Annotated in this window: 17 protein-coding genes; 1 reads left to right on the plus strand and 16 read right to left on the minus strand. The window is 61.7% G+C overall.

The window, feature by feature from the left end:
• Window positions 1–9: 9 nt before the first annotated feature.
• From phnK to FDQ92_RS02860, 11 genes are all read right to left on the minus strand, one after another.
• Complete coding sequence (gene phnK, locus FDQ92_RS02810) at window positions 10–795, minus strand: phosphonate C-P lyase system protein PhnK (protein ID WP_137425679.1); 786 nt, start codon at window positions 793–795, stop codon at window positions 10–12.
• Window positions 795–1,781, minus strand: a complete 987-nt coding sequence (locus FDQ92_RS02815) for an alpha-D-ribose 1-methylphosphonate 5-phosphate C-P-lyase PhnJ (protein WP_137423183.1) — start codon at window positions 1,779–1,781, stop codon at window positions 795–797. Before FDQ92_RS02815 ends, phnK begins: the two co-directional genes overlap by 1 nt.
• Window positions 1,762–2,898 (minus strand): carbon-phosphorus lyase complex subunit, encoded by a 1,137-nt coding sequence (locus tag FDQ92_RS02820; RefSeq protein WP_137423184.1) that lies wholly within the window; start codon window positions 2,896–2,898, stop codon window positions 1,762–1,764. Before FDQ92_RS02820 ends, FDQ92_RS02815 begins: the two co-directional genes overlap by 20 nt.
• Window positions 2,899–2,901: 3 nt before the next feature.
• Window positions 2,902–3,501 (minus strand): phosphonate C-P lyase system protein PhnH, encoded by a 600-nt coding sequence (gene phnH, locus FDQ92_RS02825; protein ID WP_137423185.1) that lies wholly within the window; start codon window positions 3,499–3,501, stop codon window positions 2,902–2,904.
• A 1-nt stretch (window position 3,502) separates the two neighbouring features.
• Window positions 3,503–4,006, minus strand: coding sequence for a phosphonate C-P lyase system protein PhnG (phnG, locus tag FDQ92_RS02830; RefSeq protein WP_137423186.1), 504 nt, complete (start codon window positions 4,004–4,006; stop codon window positions 3,503–3,505).
• A gap of 35 nt (window positions 4,007–4,041) precedes the next feature.
• Complete coding sequence (locus tag FDQ92_RS02835; protein ID WP_137423187.1) at window positions 4,042–5,010, minus strand: sugar phosphate isomerase/epimerase family protein; 969 nt, start codon at window positions 5,008–5,010, stop codon at window positions 4,042–4,044.
• A gap of 15 nt (window positions 5,011–5,025) precedes the next feature.
• Complete coding sequence (locus FDQ92_RS02840; RefSeq protein ID WP_211341344.1) at window positions 5,026–5,598, minus strand: PhnE/PtxC family ABC transporter permease; 573 nt, start codon at window positions 5,596–5,598, stop codon at window positions 5,026–5,028.
• A gap of 184 nt (window positions 5,599–5,782) precedes the next feature.
• Window positions 5,783–7,000, minus strand: coding sequence for an alpha-D-ribose 1-methylphosphonate 5-triphosphate diphosphatase (locus FDQ92_RS02845; protein ID WP_137423189.1), 1,218 nt, complete (start codon window positions 6,998–7,000; stop codon window positions 5,783–5,785).
• Window positions 7,001–7,012: 12 nt separating this feature from the next.
• Window positions 7,013–7,531 carry a GNAT family N-acetyltransferase gene (locus FDQ92_RS02850; RefSeq protein ID WP_137423190.1) on the minus strand — a complete coding sequence of 173 codons (519 nt, stop codon included), beginning with the start codon at window positions 7,529–7,531 and terminating at the stop codon, window positions 7,013–7,015.
• 288 nt (window positions 7,532–7,819) lie between these two features.
• Window positions 7,820–8,620 carry an EI24 domain-containing protein gene (locus FDQ92_RS02855; protein ID WP_211341345.1) on the minus strand — a complete coding sequence of 267 codons (801 nt, stop codon included), beginning with the start codon at window positions 8,618–8,620 and terminating at the stop codon, window positions 7,820–7,822.
• A 27-nt stretch (window positions 8,621–8,647) separates the two neighbouring features.
• Window positions 8,648–11,560, minus strand: coding sequence for an insulinase family protein (locus FDQ92_RS02860; RefSeq protein WP_137423191.1), 2,913 nt, complete (start codon window positions 11,558–11,560; stop codon window positions 8,648–8,650).
• Between the two features lie 464 nt (window positions 11,561–12,024).
• On the opposite strand from FDQ92_RS02860, the gene FDQ92_RS02865 reads away from it, so the two are divergent.
• Entirely contained in the window at window positions 12,025–12,969 is a 945-nt protein-coding gene (locus FDQ92_RS02865) for a lytic murein transglycosylase (RefSeq protein WP_170180151.1), read from the plus strand.
• A gap of 15 nt (window positions 12,970–12,984) precedes the next feature.
• On the opposite strand, the gene coaD is transcribed toward FDQ92_RS02865, so the two are convergent.
• The 5 genes from coaD to leuC form a co-directional block, all read right to left on the minus strand.
• Window positions 12,985–14,067, minus strand: coding sequence for a pantetheine-phosphate adenylyltransferase (gene coaD, locus FDQ92_RS15605; RefSeq protein WP_246041811.1), 1,083 nt, complete (start codon window positions 14,065–14,067; stop codon window positions 12,985–12,987).
• Window positions 14,068–14,212: 145 nt separating this feature from the next.
• Window positions 14,213–15,238, minus strand: coding sequence for an aspartate-semialdehyde dehydrogenase (locus FDQ92_RS02880; protein ID WP_137423193.1), 1,026 nt, complete (start codon window positions 15,236–15,238; stop codon window positions 14,213–14,215).
• Window positions 15,239–15,301: 63 nt separating this feature from the next.
• Window positions 15,302–16,381: a 3-isopropylmalate dehydrogenase gene (locus tag FDQ92_RS02885; RefSeq protein ID WP_137423194.1), complete on the minus strand. Its 1,080-nt coding sequence runs from the start codon at window positions 16,379–16,381 to the stop codon at window positions 15,302–15,304.
• Window positions 16,382–16,430: 49 nt separating this feature from the next.
• Window positions 16,431–16,937 carry a 3-isopropylmalate dehydratase small subunit gene (gene leuD / locus FDQ92_RS02890; RefSeq protein WP_137423195.1) on the minus strand — a complete coding sequence of 169 codons (507 nt, stop codon included), beginning with the start codon at window positions 16,935–16,937 and terminating at the stop codon, window positions 16,431–16,433.
• A 21-nt stretch (window positions 16,938–16,958) separates the two neighbouring features.
• Window positions 16,959–18,218, minus strand: coding sequence for a 3-isopropylmalate dehydratase large subunit (gene leuC / locus FDQ92_RS02895; protein ID WP_137423196.1), 1,260 nt, complete (start codon window positions 18,216–18,218; stop codon window positions 16,959–16,961).
• Window positions 18,219–18,248 lie beyond the last annotated feature (30 nt).

An 18,248-nucleotide genomic window follows, 5' to 3' on the forward strand; every position in this document is an offset into this window, starting at 1 on the left:
TCCTCGGAATCATACCAGGAGCCGGGAAGACACCAGCAACTGGGTGTACGGGTGCTGAGGATCTTCCAAGACCCGGTCGGTGAGCCCCGTTTCCACCAGTTCGCCCCGACGCATCACGAGCAGCCGATGAGCCAGAAGACGCGCCACGGCCAGATCGTGCGTCACCATGATCACGGAAAGCCCGAGATCTGCAACGAGCCGGCGAAGGAGATCCAAGAGACGGGCCTGCACGGACACGTCCAGGCCGCTCGTCGGCTCGTCCAGAAAGAGTACGCGGGGGCGGGTCACGAGGTTGCGGGCGATCTGGAGCCGCTGGCGCATGCCGCCCGAAAAGGTCCCCGGAAGATCGTCGATCCGCTCCGTGGAGATCTCAACGGTTTCCAGCCATCGCTCGGCCTCGCTTCGGATCTTCCCGTAATGGCGCAGACCTTCGGCCAGCAACCGTTCGCCGATGTTACCGCCGGCGCTCACCCTCATCCGCAGGCCGTCTCGCGGGTCTTGAAAGACCAGACCCAACTCCGTGCGCAGCAGCCGCCGTCTTTCCCGTACCGGGAGGCCGTACAGGTCCACCGCTTGGCCGTTCCGTCGATACCGGATCGTTCCCCGGGTCGGTTGCAAGTGTCCCGAAAGGCAGTGAAGGAGCGTGGATTTACCGGACCCCGATTCTCCCACGATCCCCAGCACTTCCCCGGCGTTCAGTTCCAGGCTGAGTGAACGGCAACCGACCCGCTGACCGTAATAGTGCGTCACGGCTTCGGCGGTAAGAATCGCGGGCTTGCTGGCAGTCTTCCCCATCATAGATCGCCGCCTCCCCTTGTCCGGAGGGAGTCATCCCGGTCGGCGCCGGCTCGGCCCGATCGGCCGAAAAAGCTTTCAGCCCGCCGGCCGACAACCGACAGGCCGACGGATCCTTCCCGACGGCGGCTGCAAGCATCGGTATCCGAACAGATGAAGAGGCGGTTTCCTTCGTCGTCCAAGATTATTTCATCCAAATAGGTGTCCCGGGATCCGCACAGGGCGCAGGGTGCGTCCCAGCCTTCCACCTGGAAGGGATGGTCTTCAAAGCCGAGGCTCTCCACCCGCGTGTGGGGCGGCACCGCGTAGATCCGCTTTTCCCGGCCGGCGCCGAAGAGCTGGAGGGCCGGCATGCGGTCCATCTTCGGGTTGTCGAACTTGGGAATCGGCGACGGGCTCATCACGTAGCGCCCCGCCACCAATACCGGGTAATCAAAAGCCGTTGCGATGCGTCCGTTTCGCACGATATCTTCATAGAGTTTTACGTACACGATCCCGTAGTCGGCCATGGCGTGAATGCGCCGGCATTCGGCCTCACGCGGTTCGATAAAGCGAAGCGGCTCGGGAATGGGCACCTGATAGACGAGGATCTGCCCCTCCTGAAGCGGCGTCTCCGGAATGCGGTGGCGGGTCTGGATGACGGTGGCTTCCTCGGTGCGCGTCGTGGTTTGGATCCCGGCGGTTTTTTCGAAAAACTTCCGGATGCTCACGGCGTTGGTGGTGTCGTCCGCCCCTTGATCGATGACCTTCAAGGTGTCTTGAGGCCCCACGAGCGAGGCTGTAAGTTGAATGCCTCCCGTGCCCCAGCCGTAGGGAAGCGGCATTTCTCGGCTGCTGAACGGGACCTGATGGCCGGGGACAGCCACCGCTTTCAGGATCACGCGCCGGATCGTGCGCTTGGTCTGTTCATCCAAGTAAGCAAAATTATAGCCGCAAAGTCCCTGAGTCTCCGACTCCACCCGTTGGTCACTGATCGTCCGGGCCATCTCCATCGCTCCGCTCCCCGCAATCCAAAGGACCTCCGCTCTCACGAGCCGCGCGCAATGCCCGCAGCGCGACCAGCTCCGCCTGAAAATCCACGTAGTGAGGCAACTTGAGATGCTGCACGAACCCCGACGCCTCCACATTATCGCTGTGGCGCAGAACAAACTCCTGATCCTGTGCCGGATAACGCACCTCTTCGCCCAATTCGTCGCTTCGGAGCGCCCGATCCACCAAGGCCATGCTCATGGCCTTGCGTTCACCGCAGCCGAAAACCAACCCGTATCCTTGAACGAATTGCGGCGGCCGGCGCTCCGACCCGTCGAAGCGGCTGAGCATGAAGCACTCGGTCATCTCAAGCGAGCCGATTTCCACCGGGAATCCCAGCTCCTCCGGCACCAGCTCCACCGCCACTTCCCCGCAGCGGATCTCACCCACAAACGGATGGCCGGAAAACCCGAAACCGCGCTGAGCGGAATAAGCCAGACCCAGGAGAAACCCTTCATCGGCTCGAGCCAGGTTCTGGAGCCGGGCGCCCCGAGAGGCGGGGATGTCGAACCCATCGCGGGAGATGTCCGCCGCGGATTCGGTGTCGGACTCTCCCGGAGATTCCGTCAAGCCTTCCCGGTCCCATCCGTGACACGCGTGGGGCACAATCTCCGGCAACTTCGCAGCCCCTTGCGGCAGGTAGGCGATTCTTTCGGCTGAAGGCCGAGGTTCGCATAGCGAGAAATCAAGCAGGCGATGCGTGTAATCGAAGGTCGGACCCAGGATCTGACCCCCCGGCACGTCCTTAAAGGCCGCCGAAATGCGCCGCAGGACCCTCATCCGTGACATCTCCACGGGGAGCGTCCGTCCGAGCCGCGAAAGCGTCGTGCGATACGCCCGCACCAGGAAGACCGCTTCCACCAAGTCGCCGTGGGCTTGTTTCACGGCCAGAGCCGCGAGACGCCGGTCGTAAAGTCCGCCTTCGGTCATGACCCGGTCCACGGAATGCTTCAGCTGCTGCTCGATCTGCTCTAAGAGCAGTTCCGGAACCGAGGGATCGCCGCGACGTTCTTCGGCCAGAAACCGATGGGCGTTTTCGATGGCTCGCTCACCACCTTTCACCGCAACGTACACGAATCAAACCTCCACACGCGTGGATCGGGGAAGGGCAGCCACGGCCCCATCGGTGCAAAAGATCAGGTCCACGCCCAAAGGAAAGTCTTCTCGTTGTTTTCGCCTCCACAGCCAGAAAGCTTCCGTAAGATCGGAAACCTCGAGCCGGGTCCGGCCTTGGATGCCCGGCCCTTCCAGCGAAACGCCGCGGCCGGACTCCAGCCTTCGCGTCTGGACGATCAGCGTGGCGGAACGTTCGGGACTTTCGTCGTCGCCCACATCGAAACGGCCCGGATCGTCAAACTCACCGGGCCGCGTCACCAGGGCAAACCGGGCGCTCCCCTCCGCGCCGACAAACGGACACCCGCAGTGAAACCGAAGCCAAGCAACGGCCTCCGTCTCCGGCGCCAAGTCGGTCCAAAGCGGCGTCTCGAAATCCAAAAGGGTCAGACAGGCGGCACCGGAAGTATCGCAAAGCGGCGGCGGCACATCGAGTCCGGAACGGTACGGCACCACCCGCCCGGGATGCGCCATGGCTTCCAGCAGCACCCGAAAGGACCTTTGGGTCCCCAGAACCGGATCCGGAAAAGCGGGCCTGAGCCGCGGCGATTCGTCCCGTTCCATGTCATTCGCCTCGCCGAAGCGTCAGGAACTCCACGCGGGTCGATGCCGCCCGCGCACGCTTCAACCTGCGCCGCTCCTTTTGGCGCCGTTCCAGGGGTTCGACGACCGCGGTCATGAGCCGGCCGCGCAAGCGCTCGTTTTGAAGGAGCGCGTCGAAAACGGCGACCCGTTCAGCGCGGCGCATATCGCTGCCCAACACGTAGCCGACACCGAGGGTTCCGTCTTTGAGCTGAATGGTACATCGCGTCACGGTTGCTTCACCCGGATAGAAAAGACCGCCGGTTCCCCCGGTCCTTGCTTCCACGAGCACCAGCCCGGTTTCGGGCCGGCGGAGGAAGGTGTATTCGGGCGGATCGGGTAGTTGCTGGAAGGCCCGCTCCAGTTCGCGCGGCAAGGCGTGAGCCAACACGCTCAGCCAATGGCGCCGCTGTTCCCGCCCGTCATGCAGATCCGCTCCGTTTTCCGTACCCGCTGAACTCGTTTCCGATTCGTGCTCCTGCCGCATCGTTCCAACACCTATCCCAATGATTCGTTTGGAGCTTATGCTCCCGCAAACACCATCGGAACCGAACCCCCTCGCGGCTCCGCCAGCCCTTCGAGCAGACATTCCAGGTTCCACTTCGATTCTTCAATGTAGTCGAAATACCGGCTTCTCAGTTCCATCATTAAGATCCCCGTATAGGCCGGCATCAGCAGGGAGAGGACAGCCTTCATCGGGATGCCGCCCCAACCCACCGGCATGTGGTTGTCGCCACGCCCGAAGGGAATCTGGTGCGTCTGCTGCTTCTCCGTCGGCGCGACGCTCCCGCCGAAATTATCGTGGATGTGCACGTGCCTCACCCGCTCGGCCACGTCCGCCACCTCCTCCAGAAAATTCCAGCCGTGATGCCCGGCGCTCATGTGGGCGTGGCCGATGTCCAAGGTGATCCCCACATTCGGGCGGCCCACCGCTTCGACTTGCGCCTTCAGCGCCCGAAGCGATTCCCCGTACGCATACGGGCTGTAGTAGCAATAGGGCCTCGCGTTTTCGACACCGATGGTGATCGCCGGGAATTCACCCGCCAGTTTATCCAGCCAGTATCGCTCCTGGTCCCTCATGGCCCGGCAATCCGCTTCGCTCGGCGGGGCGCTGGAAACATGCCCGAAGCCTTCTTCCGGCACATACCGCCCGCAGTGAACCACCACCGGAGACGCCCCCAAGCATTCCGCAAATTCCAGGGTCGCCCGTAAGACTTCCACATGCAGCTCGCACTGCGTTCGATCCATGAGATTCAGGGGATTGGGCGCGTGAAGGGTGTAGGTGAAATCGAAATCTTCGAGGATGCGCCGCACTTCGCGACTCCGCCGCGGATCCAGGCGACCGCACTTGATTACGTCCAAGCCGTGCGGCGGGATCTCCACGGCGTCCAGCCCCATCACGGAAAAAGTCCTGAGATCCCTCGCCAGCGCCCGAAGGCTCCCGTCAACCCGCACTTCATCGATCTTGCACCCGATCTTCGCCGACCCCATGTTCTCTGACCTCGCTCAGATGAAGCGGCTTCTGAGCTTGCCGCATAAGTGATCGATCACCGTGACGCTCACGATGACCAAGATCATCATGGTCGCCACTTCCCGGTATTGATAGCCGTTCAATTTATCGAACATGACAAACCCGATGCCCCCCGCACCGCAAAACCCCAAGATGGTGGCGCTCCGGACGTTGGATTCGAACCGCAGCAGACTGTAGCTCACCATGAGGGGCATCACTTGAGGCAGTACCGCGAAGGAGACCACTTGCAGCGGCCCGGCGCCTCCCGCCACCACCGCTTCCACCTGCCCGGGTTCCACGGCCTCGATGGACTCACTGAAGACTTTGCCGAGTATTCCAAAGGTGTGGATGGCGAGGGCCAATACACCGGCGAAGGGACCGAGTCCGATCACGGCCACAAAAACGAGCGCCATCACGAACTCGTTGAAGCCGCGGCAAAAATCCAGCACCCTTCGGACAGTGAATTGAAGACTTGCCCGAAGCCATCGAAAGACCGACGAGTCCCCTGGGAAAAGGACTTCCAGGGTGTTCCGAGCCGCCAGGAGCGAGACGGGGACCGCGGCCACCACCGCCGCAGCGTCGATTTCCCCGCCCCTGAGGAACCGATGATCACGAGGAAATCATCCCGGCAAACCGTGCAACTCATCGACTTCAAAGCCACGGTCCCGTTCGGATAGACCTTGCCCAATCGATCCGCTCTGATCACCGCACTCGGTCTCGCCTGTTGTTCGCACGAAACCTGCGCCGTCTTTTTCATGACATCCTCCCTGCACGTTCCCGGGGCCCTTCCTCTCGAAGCTCAGCCCCCTCCCGTCGGAATCCCTGTCCCAAATAAACACACCGGCCTCGCACCCAGCTTGAAACCACCCGGGCCCACGGAGGAGCCGCGTTCACCACCACCAGGTCCGCGGGACCTCCCGCCAGCAGCCGCCCCCAAACGGACCCCAAGACGCCGCCCGGAAGGGAAGTCACCAGCGAAAACGCCGCGGGCCACGCAAGCCCCAGGCACCGCCCGGCGATGAACGCTGACTGCAGCAGGCATTCGGGATAGTAATCGCTCACCAGCCCGTCACAGGCGCCTTCCTCCACGGCTTCGCGCGCCGCAAGATGCCCGTTGGATGAAGAACCGCGCACCAGATTCGGCGCCCCCATGCAAACGAACATGCCCCGTTCTTTGGCCGATCGGGCCGCATCCAGGCATACCGGGAATTCACAGCCGCCGACGCCCAACTCCCGGACAAACACCACCTTCTCCTCCGAATCGTCGTCGTGACTCCAGAAGGGCAACCCCGCCGCTCGGATCTTCTCGGCCAGCGTCACCACCTCCCGCCATCCCTCTTCCCGTCCCATCCGCTTCACTTCCGCAAGGCGCTCCACTTCCTCACGTGAAAGCTGGAACGTGCCCATGTAATAGCGCAGGTAGTTTTCGAAGGACCGAAACTGCCCCTGGCCCGGCGTGTGATCCATGAACGAAACCAGATCGAGCAGTCCCTGGTCCAGCAGCCGCTCCAAGGCTTGGGCCGCCATGCGGGAACCAACCTCGTAGCGGCCGTGAACGCGATGGCGGACCGAAGCCCGCCCGGACGCCGCGAAATCATGGATACACCGGACCAGTTCCTCGGCCTTTTCGGGCGATCGGAGCCCCAGCTCGTGGTCAGCGAAACTCACCGCATGGCAAAAGGTTGTGATGCCGCAGGCCGCCACCCGCCGGTCCAAGTTTTCCAGCGCGAAGGCAACGTCGAAGAAAACGCCCGGGCGCATCTCTACACAGCGTTCCAAGGTATCCGAATGAAGGTCCACCAAGCCGGGAAGGATCCAGTCGCCGCCCACGTGGACCACTTCATCCGCATCGAAAGGTTCATCGCGCTCCGCCACCCCGAGGACCCCCTGCTCGCCGAACAGCACCGCGCCCTTTTCGTAGATTTGTGTACCGTCAAACAGCGGGCCGCCGTAAAGACAGGTGCGCTTCATTGCAACTCCCTTTCATGATTCAGGCGACAACGGTTCCGCGGACCGGGCGGCCAAATCGACGCGATAAACCTGGCTGTCAGCCGCCTGAAACCCCATTTTTTCGTAAAAGCGACGCTGCACGCTTTCACGCTCCCGGCTGCTCAACACCTCGATCCGCGCGGCACCCACGGCCCGCGCCCACGAAAGCGCCAAATTCACCAGCGACGCCCCGACCCCGCGCCCCCGCCATTCCGGCAGCACAACCAATTCTTCAATGGAAACCTGGATACCGCCGAGTCGAATGACCGGGAAAGAACGCAGCGTGATCATGCCGACGACTAGGTCATCGGAGACCACTGCGAACACGCATCGGAGACCCTCTTGGGCGAGGGCAGTCCTGAGGACTTCTCGAAGCTGCTGCGGTTCGGGGTTGTATCCGAGGACTTTCACCAGCTGGAAGACGGTCGGGAAGTCTTCTTCACGGGCTTGCCGAAAGTAGACCCTTCCGAAGCCTCGGGTTTCCGAACCGTTGGTAGAAAGCGTTTTTCCCATCGAAAAGACCTCCCGTTCGCAGCCGGAATAACGCTCGGAAGCCTTCTAACGGGTGGGACCCCTTCCAGAGCGTTCTTTCCGCCATTGAAGAGGTTCCATGTGACGCTTCGACGAAGCTGGACCGAAGAATCGGTGACGGGATTTCGAGCCCATAGAAAAACCCCGGAGAGCATCCGGGGTTTCATGAAAGCGGCGGGCGCTTGGATACTGGCAGTGGGAGGGGTTGTCGGAAAGGCTGCTCAAAACCATGCCGTGACCATGGCGGTCCCTTCACCCCAAGGCATGGCATCATGCCGCAGGAACCGGCTTGCCTGTGGGTCTTTCCATGGCGCCGGCCTTCGGAGATCGTTTCTCCCTTTCCACATGAAAGAGCGTCGCTCCCACCGGGGCGTAAGACAGAAAGAGGATATTGGCCACGGGAATCAGGAACGGAAGTCCGAACCCCAGGTGGAACGCAAGGTTCTTCACAAGGAATCGGAACCGTTCTCGGAACGGCACGAGCCTCCGTGCCGGAACCAGGTCCGTATTGTCCCAGGCGAGAAACACCACCGTAACGGCTGAAGACAAAACGGCGACCAGGGGACCCAGCGGCGTCAGCCAACCCAAAAGCAGCACTCCAAGCGCCACAAGGACCGGAACGACCGCTCTCGGGATTTCCTGACCGACGAGATACAGCAGCTCCCGGGTCCAGGAAGCGCCCGGGGCACGTCCCACTTCCCCGGTCAGCATCCGTTCGGTCCACCGGGACATTTGGTCCATGAGCCACACGCTGAAGACCACTTGGGAGAAGAGATAAGACAGCACGGTGGAAAGCAAAAGCAGAAGAAGCGCAAGGAACCAGGACACCAGGTGCCAGATCCAGACGAGCCAGCCGCCTTCCGGTCTCGCCCACAGGATTTCGAGGACCTCCTGGTGATACGCCGCCACCAGACCCGCCGCCGCCAGGGTCACCGCAAGGAGGATCAAGAAACGAAGCATCCCGAGAAACAGAAGCCGCCTCACTCTAAGCGCCAGGGCGAGCCCCTTGAGGTTGTAATAAAGCCCGCTGAGGAGTTCCATGTCACGACTCTCCGGTTTCTTTTTCGCCATCGGCCGATCAAGCTCGTGATGCCCCGCTCAAAGGAGCCGCGTCACCTGAAATCCGTCGCCGCAAACCGGGCGCGCTTCTTCCACCGCCGAGGCGGCACCCAGGACCGCCACCCGCCCTCGATCCGCGAATTCCCCCAAGGCATCGCCGAACCGCCGCAGGTCCTGGAGACTCGTCTCCAGGATTTCCTCCCGCATCCGTTGCCGGGTGTCTTCGTCGTCCCCCGTAAGATGGCGGATCATGGACGTAAAGCCTTTGGCGTCCGGGAGCATGTATCGATCCACATCACCGATCACTCCGATGACGCTTTTGGTGATCTCTTCCTGGTTCAGCGAAAGGCTTTTCAGGAAAGCGGCCGTTTCATCGAACACCTTCAACGTCTTCACCACATGGGGATCCCGGTAGGAAACCATGGCGAAATCACCCGAAAAGCGGTCCAGCCGGCTGAAGCCTCCGTAGGCGCCGCCCTGCACACGGATGCGGTCCCACAGCCAGGCCGTCCGAAGGAAGTGGGACGCCACCAAAGCCGAGCCGTGGAACCGATACCCGGTCCGATACAGATTGAATCCCTTTCCCACGTAATTGACCTGAGTCGGCGCCACCAGGCCTTCATGCAACGGGAGGGATTCCGGCCGCCAGCCGGTCCGGTCCACATCTCCCTCGGGAAGAACGCCGAGGAAAGCGTCCATCTTCGATGCCATGGACGCCCAGGAATCACCGTCCAACGTGACATTCACAACCATGCGCCCGCGGCCGATCAGGTGCGTGCGGACCGCTTCCAACGAACGGTGCACGCCGTCCCAGTCGCTGTCGACTTTCCGTGCCAGATCCCGGAGGAAAGCCAGGTAACTCACGCCCTCCATCTTTTCCGCCGCCCAGTCGGCCGATCCGAAGGGAGCCATGAGCCTCAACATGACCAGCCGATGCCCTTCGGGGATCACTCGTTGCTCCATTCTGGCCTTGGATTCCAGCACCATCTGCCGGAACCGCTCGCGGTGGTCGAGCCGCACGGTAAGGAGCACGTCTCTCAAGATCTCCAGAAGATCATCGGCCTTGGAAACCATGGCCTTCCCGCGGAGGAACAGCCACCCCGCCCCCGTTTCGCCGTCCTTCAACGTAGCCGTGTGCACCTGGGGGCGAATGCCGCCGGTCTTTTGGCTGATCCGCTGGGAAAGAGCGACATAGTCTTCCGTTTCGGTTCCCATTTCCACCAGGGCACGCCCGAAAAGGCCGACATAGGGGAGCAAGTCGCCCGGGAGCGCCCGCAGATCGAAGCCCAGGTCCAGGTAAAGGATCCCGTTGGTGAAAAGGTCGTGGAAAAGGAAGGGCACGCCCGCACGCGTCGAAAGATCGAGTGGGATCGTCTTGTTCCGACGTTCGATGTCCGAAAGATGGAGCCGCGGCAGAGCGGCCAACGCCTCAGGAGGATCCGGCGTTTCCTGCATCTTTCGGATCTCGCGGGTCGTTTCGATCACCTTTTGCACCTCTTCCGGCGACATAGTCGCCTTGATCGCTTCCAGCCGCCGCCGCTCCTCCTCGTTCCACCGCGCTTCCAGTTCCAGGTCGGGCTTGAGAAGCACGCTCACCCGGTGGGGATTTTCCAGGAAGTGCCCGCGAATGAGCGCTTCAAAGTAGCCGCTCCCGGGCTGCGCCCTTCGCTTTACGGCTTCCAGCGGTTTTTCGAAGGCGAGCAGCGAAAGCGGATCGCCGTCGTAGAGCCAGGTGGTGAGCGAACGGAGCATGAGGGCCAGCCCCCGGGGATAGTTTCCGGTGTTGTTTTCGCGAAGGCGGAATTCCACCGTGTTCACGGCCGCTTCCACCGTCTGCGGAGATATGCCCTCTTCCGCAAGCTCCCTCAAGGTATCCAGGATCAGCGCCTCCACCCGCTCGGCGTTTTCTTCCGCGATCCCTTTGAGTCCCGTCGAGAAATACATGCGCTGAAGTTCGCCTTCCAGTCCCACGCCGGCGAGGTCTTCGCCGAGGCCGGACTCGATGAGGGCCTTGCGAAGCGGCGATCCGGGCATACCGAGCAGGATGTAACTCAAGACGTGGAGCGCCACGTTCCGTTCGGGGGGCTCGGTGGGCGTGAGCAGCCAGTTCACCGTCACCATGGCCTTGGGCGATTCTTCGGCCCCCACCGCGTACGGATAAACCACGCGCCGCGGTTCGGCAAAAGGCGGTTGATCGGCGATCTCCGTGGACGCTTTAAGCGCATCGAATCCTCGAATCGCTTCACCCACGACGGCCAGCCGCCTTTCCGGGTCGTCATCCCCGTAGAAGAAGAACCAGGCGTTGGAGGGATGATAATGATCGGCGTGGAAGGCTTTGAAGGCTTCGTAGGTGAGCTCGGGAATCCGGCGCGGATCGCCTCCGGAATCGACGCCGTAGGGCGTGTCGGGAAAGAGGGCGTGCTGGCTGTATTCCACGAGCAGCCGGTCCGGAGACGAGTAAGCGCCCTTCATCTCGTTGTAGACCACCCCCTTGATGGTGAGAGGGTCCTCCGGCTTTTCCAGTTCGTAATGCCACCCTTCCTGCTGGAAGATAAGCGGCGTGATGAGCGGCTGAAAGACGGCGTCCAGATACACATCGACCAGGTTGTAAAAGTCCTTGAGGTTCTGGCTCGCCACCGGGTAACAGGTCTTGTCGGGATAAGTGAAGGCGTTCAGGAAGGTCTGGAGCGATCCCTTGAGGAGTTCCACAAACGGTTCCTTGACGGGGTATTTCTTCGAACCGCAAAGAACGGAGTGTTCGAGGATATGGGCCACCCCTGTGGCGTCTTTAGGAGGCGTCCGGAAGGAAACCCCGAAAACCTTGTTTTCATCGTCGTTTTCCAGTGAAAGAAGCCGCGCACCCGTCTTCGTGTGTCGGTAGAGCCGGGCTTTCGTGTTGATTTCCGGGATGTCGGTTTCTCCAATCCGTGCAAAACCATGCCGCTCTGTCATTTAAACCTCCTGAAAAAGTGTTCCAGACTTTCGAGAAAACACTCGCACCGCCGTTTCGGTTCGCCGTCCATTCCAGGCCGTGCACCAACGGCGGGCAGCGTTTTGTACCAGCGAACCGGCGCCCGACGGGCATCGCCGGCAAGCTGGATCTTCTATACGTGTTGAAAACATGCTATCAATAATCTCCATGACCCCGTGGGGTCACAACGAAGCATGAAAATATTGTGAATTGGGTGCAGATCTTTTGCTTCTTGTTCCCAAGCTCCAGCTTGGGAACACAACTGTGCAGAAGCTCCAGCTTCGGTGAGCCCGTTCCCAAGCTGGAGCTTGGGAACGAGAGGAAAAACGTGGCACAATAACCAATCGACATTATTGCTGGATTTTCCATTTTCATATAAAATGTAGCAATTCGAAAGATGGTCTCCCAGCAACACTCGAAACCCGGTTCAAGGACAAGTACGCCCATGTCTCCCGCCCGCTTTCCGTTGGCCGTCCGCCGCCGCAACCCTCGATTCTTCGTTTTTTTCCTCGTGACCCCGCCGGCGTTCCTGGCTTTCGTATTCTTTCCGGCTCCGCTCTTCCGCCCCGCCCATGCCGCGGACCTCTTCGGGAACCTCACCCAACGCCTGCTGCAGGACGGGTTCTCCCGGGATCACGTGTCGGCGATCTTCAGCCCGGAGCCGGAACCGGCGTACGAGCGGGTCGTGCTTTCGCTCCGAACGCGCGAAAGCCGCTTGAACTACGAACAGTTTCTCAAACCCGACGCCGTGGAACAAGCCGAACGGTTCCTTCGTGAACACCGGCACCTTTTCAAGGAAGTTGAAGAACGATACGGCGTGGACCCTTACGTGGTCGCGGGCATCCTTCTCGTGGAAACCCGCTGCGGGGAAGTGACCGGCCGGACCCCCGTGTTGGAAACCTTCGTAACCTTCGCGCTGATGGAGGACCCGGTTCACCGAAACCACGTGTGGGAACGGCTGCCCGCGAGCGATCGCAGGCGGCTCGGCCGCACCGCCTTCGAAGAAAAGCTGAAGAATCGATCGCGGTGGGCCTATGGCGAACTGTACGCCCTTCTTCAATGGACGCAGGGAGAGCCCGATCGAACCCGGGGGCTTCGCGGGTCCTTCATGGGAGCCATCGGGTGGCCGCAGTTTCTTCCGAGCAGCATCCTGCATTACGGGGTGGACGGAGACGGGGACGGGCGGATCAACCTTTTCGAACCGGCGGACACGCTGCACAGCGTGGGCAATTACCTGAAATCTTTCGGCTGGAACCGGGCTCAAACCCGCGACGACAGAACCCGGGTGCTCCTCCACTACAACCGAAGCCGCCCCTACGCAGCGACCATTCTGGATGTGGCCGATCTCCTTCGTAAGCGCACAGATCTCGCATCCGCCTCTCGCCCGTAACCCCTTTTCCGCGTTTCAGCAGACCCCGGTGGCTTTTCGAGCCGCCAGCCGCTCGTTCAACATCCTTTCCACCACATCCGGGACCAGCCCCTTCACTCCGCCGCCGGCAACCACCACCTCCTTGATGATACGCGAACTGATGTAAATCCAGCGCATGCCTGTCATGAGGTACAGGGTTTCGATGTCGTTGCAGAGCTTACGGTTCATGAGGGCCATCTGGAACTCGTATTCGAAATCGCTCACCGCTCGAAGCCCCCGGATGATGGCCTTAGCCCCCTTTTTTTCCACGTAGTTGACCAGGAGGCCATCAAAGGTTTCCACCGTTACTCTTTCGCAAAGCGGATGTTCCGTCAGGCTTTCGCGGATCATCCTCACCCGCTCCTCCAGGGTGAAAAGGTGTTCCTTGGCCGGATTGCTGGCGACAGCGATGATCACGCGGTCGAATATCTTGAGAGCTCGTTGCATCAGATCCAGGTGTCCGTTGGTGATGGGATCGAACGATCCCGGGTAGACCGCCAGCTTGTCCATATCCCCTCCTTTGAGAAAAAGCTGTGGACGCCTCTCGTAAAAGGACACGGCCGTGTCTCCATAGCGTCTTGACTCCGTCCGGACCCAGAGCGCGTCGCCTTCAGGCACCGGTTCGGCCGCGCCGTGTTCGCAAATCAGAAGAGCCGTTTCCGAACAGACACCCGAGAGCGCCGGAAGGAGCCTCGCGACCCATCCTTCCCCGTACGGGGGATCCGCAAAAACGAGATCGAAAGGGGGCTCGAAAGCCGCGAGCTTCCTCAACGCCCGCGGGACGGCCCCCTGAAGGATCACCACTCGATCCACCGCCCCGCAAAGAGCCGCGTTGGCGCGGATCAACCGCACGGCTTCCGCGCTCCGCTCCACAAAAGCCGTTCTTTCCGCCCCGCGGCTCAGCGCTTCGAGCCCCATGGCGCCAGTTCCTGCAAACAGATCCAGTACCCGGGATCCTTCGACCCGCCGGCCGATCACGTTAAAAACGGCCTCACGCACCCGGTCGGTCGTGGGCCGAATATCTTTTCCTTTGGGAGCCTTGAGCCGCCGCCCCCGGTAGGCACCGGCTATGATTCGCACCGGTCACGCCTCGCAACCCGCATGCCCTGAAAGAAAGTCTTCGGCCGGCCGCCCACCCTTTTACAGGAGCGGCCTTGGCCGCGCGACCGGGGTCGCCGGCAAGCCGGCTCCTACAAAAGCCTGAAACCTGTTCCCGGACACGCTCCTAGAAACCCAGCCAGCCTCGTTCCACCAGCACTTCGGCGATCTGCACCGCGTTGGTGGCGGCCCCTTTGCGGATATTGTCCGAAACGACCCACAGGGCGAGACCGTTTTCCACCGATTCGTCCCTCCGGATGCGCCCGACGAAGGTATCGTCCTTCCCGGCCGCATGGATCGGCATGGGATAGGCGTTTTCCTTCGGTCGGTCCACCACCGTGACCCCCGGCGCCCGCTCCAGGAGATTGCGGACTTCTTCCACGGAAATAGGTTTCCGGGTTTCTACGGCCACCGATTCGGAATGCCCGTAGTAGACCGGAACCCGGACCGTCGTCGCACACACGCGGATTTGCGGATCTTCGAAGATCTTTCGGGTTTCGTTCACCATCTTCATTTCTTCCTCGGTGTAGCCGTTATCGAGGAAGGCTCCGATGTGCGGCAGGCAGTTGAAGGCAATGGGATACGGGTAGACCTTGCAGCGCGGTTGCCGGCCTTCGGCCAGATCGCGCACTTGGGCTTCCAGTTCGTCCACCGCCTTCTTGCCCGTACCGGAAACCGCCTGAAAGGTGGTCACCACGATCCGCCGGATACCGACGGCGTCCTGGATGGGCTTGAGCGCCACCACCATCTGGATCGTGGAACAGTTGGGATTGGCGATGATTCCGGGATGACTTTCCAGAGCATGGGCGTTCACTTCCGGAACCACCAGCGGGATCTTGGGATCCATGCGGAAGGCGCTGGAATTGTCCACCACCACACAGCCGTCCCGAGCCGCAAGCGGCGCGAACTTGCGGCTTACCGACGCTCCCGCCGAAAAGAGCGCCAAATCGATCCCTTTGAAGGAATCTTCCCGAAGTTCCCGGACCGGGATCGATCGTCCGCGAAAGGTCAGCTCCCGCCCAACCGAACGGGAGGATGCGAGAAGTGTCAGGTCTTCAACGGGGAATCCGCGTTCCTCGAGCACCCGGATCATCATGTTGCCCACGGCTCCAGTGGCTCCAGCCACCGCCACACGATACGAGCGCGCCGCCATCTTGTCTCCGCCCTTTGTCGTCAGTTCTGAAATCGTAAATCGTAACGGCCGATGCCGCTCCGTTCACCCGGCCACCGGTTCCTTCACATATTTGGCCACCAGGTCCCCCACTTCCGACGTGGAATACCCCATGCGTCCGGCGGCGAGGCTCTTCACGTGCCGAGAAAGCACCACCCGGATGGCGTCTTCCACCCGGCGGGCCGCTTTGTCCTCACCCAGGTGTTCCAGCATCATCTGGACCGCCGCGATGGCCGCCAACGGATTGATCACGTTCTTTCCCGTGTACTTGGGTGCGGAACCGCCGATGGGTTCGAACATGGAAACGCCCTGGGGGTTCAGGTTTCCACCGGCGGCGATCCCCATACCGCCCTGGATCATGGCGCCCAGGTCCGTGATGATGTCCCCGAACAAGTTATCCGTCACAATCACGTCAAACCACTCGGGGTTCTTCACCATCCACATGCACGTGGCGTCCACGTGAGCGTAATCGGTTTCAATGTCCGGGTATTCCCGGGCCACCTCGTAGAAGGCCCGCTCCCAGAGGTTGAAGGCGTAGGTCAGGACGTTCGTCTTTCCACAGAGGGTGACCTTCTTCTTCCGGTTTCGCTTGCGGCAGTATTCGAAGGCGAACCGGATGCAGCGCTCCACGCCCATACGGGTGTTCACCGATTCCTGGATCGCGACCTCATGGGGCGTTCCCTTTCGGAGGATCCCGCCGGCTCCGGCGTAGAGGCCTTCCGTGTTTTCGCGGACCACGACGAAGTCGATGTCTTCCGGCCCCTTGTCCTTGAGCGGCGTATCCACGCCGGGATAAAGGATGACCGGGCGCAGGTTGACGTACTGGTCCAACTGGAAACGCAGTTCCAGCAGCAGACCCTTTTCGAGGACCCCCGGGGTTACGTCCGGGTGGCCGATGGCGCCCAGTAAAATCGCGTCGAAGCCTCTCAGTTCATCCACCACCCCGTTGGGTAGGATTTCCCCCGTCTTCAAATAGCGGTCTCCGCCCAGATCGTAGGGGAACGTCTCCACGCCGAAGCCTTCTTCCGCGGCCACAGTAGTCAGGACTTTCAGCGCCTCGCGCATAACTTCTGGACCCGTGCCGTCTCCCGGAATCACCGCCACTTGATACGTCTTTTCTCCCATCGCGTCATCTCTCCCACAAGCTGCATCCACTCTATGGGGCCGAAGGCCTTCACGAGGCCCCGCCCGCCTCCATCCGCCGCCGAACGTAGGGAATCAGCCCTCCGGCCTCCAAGAGCTCCTGCATGAAGGGCGGTATGGGGTCCGCCCGGTAGCTTTCATTTCGCGTGTGGTTGGTGATGACCCCTTCGGCTGGATCGATTTCGACCTCATCGCCGTCTTGGATCTTTTCCGCCGCTTCCGGACATTCCAGGATCGGAAGCCCCATGTTGAAGGCGTTCCGATAAAAGATCCGGGCGAAACTCCTCGCCACCACGCAGGCCACGCCCGAAGCCTTGATGGCGATCGGCGCGTGTTCGCGGGACGAACCGCAGCCGAAGTTTTTCCCGGCCACGATCACATCCCCCGGCTGAACTTTGCCCGCAAACGCCGCATCGGCGTCTTCCATGCAATGCGCGGCCAATTCCTGCGGATCCGAGGTGTTGAGGTAGCGTGCGGGGATGATGGCGTCGGTGTCGATATCGTCCCCAAACTTCCAGGCTCGTCCTTTCATTTTCATGATCGCGCTCCCTCCCCCCGCTCACAGTTCGTCCGGATGAACGATGCGGCCCGCCACGGCCGATGCCGCCGCCACCGCCGGCCCGCTCAGGTACACTTCACTTTCCGGGTGCCCCATGCGCCCCACGAAGTTCCGATTGGTGGTGGCCACCGCCCGTTCCCCCTTGGCCAGGATGCCCATGTGGCCTCCCAGGCACGGCCCGCACGTCGGCGTGCTCACCGCCGCCTCCGCGTCCAAAAAAATGCCGATGAGCCCTTCTTCCATAGCCCGGCGGTAGATCTGCTGCGTGGCCGGAATCACCAGGCACCGGACGTTCGGCGCCACCTTGCGCCCCTTGAGGATGCCCGCCGCTTCCCGGAGGTCTTCCAGCCTCCCGTTGGTGCAGGATCCGATCACCACCTGGTCGACGGCCACGTCGGCCACCTCGCGCACCGATCGCACGTTTTCCGGCGAATGCGGAAGCGCCACCTGCGGCTCCAGATCCGAAACGTCCCATTCGTGGACCGCTTCGTAGGCCGCATCCGGATCACTCCGATACACCCGATAGTCCCGCTTCGCCCGTTCTTTCACGTACGTTTCCGTAACCGCGTCCGGCGCGATGATGCCCGCCTTGGCCCCCGCTTCGATGGCCATGTTGCAGAGGGTCAACCGGTGCGCCATGGGAAGCCCTCGGATCACCTCGCCCTCGAATTCCATGGCCCGGTAGCGCGCCCCGTCCACACCGATCTTTCCGATCACGTACAGGATGAGGTCCTTGCCCCCGACCCACGGCCGCCGTTCGCCTCGAAACACAAACTTCATGGACGGCGGCACACGGAACCATGCCTTTCCCGTCACCATGGCAGCCCCCAGGTCCGTGCTGCCTACGCCGGTCGCGAAGGCGCCCAGCGCCCCGTAGGTACACGTATGGCTGTCCGCCCCGATGATGAGATCCCCCGGAAGCGCCAGCCCCTGTTCCGGCAGCAGTGCGTGCTCGATCCCCATCCGGCCCACTTCGAAGTAATGGACGATCCCGTATTCGCGGGCGAAATCCCGCATCCGTTTTACCTGCATAGCCGAAGCGATGTCCTTGTTGGGCACGAAATGGTCGGGGATGAGCGCGATCCGCCCGCGATCGAACACCTTCGTCGCTCCGGCCCGCCGGAACGCTTCGATGGCGAGCGGCGCCGTGATATCGTTTGCGAGGCAGAAGTCGAGCCGAGCCTCGATGAGTTCGCCCGGATGCACGGCATCCCGGCCGGCATGAACCGCGAGGATCTTTTCCGCAATGGTCATAGGCATGAACGTATCCCTCGTATCGCTTCAGAAATC

This window comes from Desulfoglaeba alkanexedens ALDC, assembly GCF_005377625.1.
Taxonomy (GTDB): Bacteria; Desulfobacterota; Syntrophobacteria; order Syntrophobacterales; family DSM-9756; genus Desulfoglaeba; species Desulfoglaeba alkanexedens.

Excerpts from the sequence above, each read along its gene's own strand:
- FDQ92_RS02885 (WP_137423194.1), bottom strand. The coding sequence starts at position 16,381 with ATGGGAGAAAAGACGTATCAAGTGGCGGTGATTCCGGGAGACGGCACG.
- FDQ92_RS02880 (WP_137423193.1), bottom strand. The coding sequence starts at position 15,238 with ATGGCGGCGCGCTCGTATCGTGTGGCGGTGGCTGGAGCCACTGGAGCC.
- leuD (WP_137423195.1), bottom strand. The coding sequence starts at position 16,937 with ATGAAAATGAAAGGACGAGCCTGGAAGTTTGGGGACGATATCGACACC.
- FDQ92_RS02855 (WP_211341345.1), bottom strand. The coding sequence starts at position 8,620 with ATGGCGAAAAAGAAACCGGAGAGTCGTGACATGGAACTCCTCAGCGGG.
- FDQ92_RS02850 (WP_137423190.1), bottom strand. The coding sequence starts at position 7,531 with ATGGGAAAAACGCTTTCTACCAACGGTTCGGAAACCCGAGGCTTCGGA.
- FDQ92_RS02865 (WP_170180151.1), top strand. The coding sequence starts at position 12,025 with ATGTCTCCCGCCCGCTTTCCGTTGGCCGTCCGCCGCCGCAACCCTCGA.
- leuC (WP_137423196.1), bottom strand. The coding sequence starts at position 18,218 with ATGCCTATGACCATTGCGGAAAAGATCCTCGCGGTTCATGCCGGCCGG.
- FDQ92_RS02845 (WP_137423189.1), bottom strand. The coding sequence starts at position 7,000 with ATGAAGCGCACCTGTCTTTACGGCGGCCCGCTGTTTGACGGTACACAA.
- phnH (WP_137423185.1), bottom strand. The coding sequence starts at position 3,501 with ATGGAACGGGACGAATCGCCGCGGCTCAGGCCCGCTTTTCCGGATCCG.
- FDQ92_RS02835 (WP_137423187.1), bottom strand. The coding sequence starts at position 5,010 with ATGGGGTCGGCGAAGATCGGGTGCAAGATCGATGAAGTGCGGGTTGAC.
- FDQ92_RS02860 (WP_137423191.1), bottom strand. The coding sequence starts at position 11,560 with ATGACAGAGCGGCATGGTTTTGCACGGATTGGAGAAACCGACATCCCG.
- phnK (WP_137425679.1), bottom strand. The coding sequence starts at position 795 with ATGGGGAAGACTGCCAGCAAGCCCGCGATTCTTACCGCCGAAGCCGTG.
- phnG (WP_137423186.1), bottom strand. The coding sequence starts at position 4,006 with ATGCGGCAGGAGCACGAATCGGAAACGAGTTCAGCGGGTACGGAAAAC.
- FDQ92_RS02815 (WP_137423183.1), bottom strand. The coding sequence starts at position 1,781 with ATGGCCCGGACGATCAGTGACCAACGGGTGGAGTCGGAGACTCAGGGA.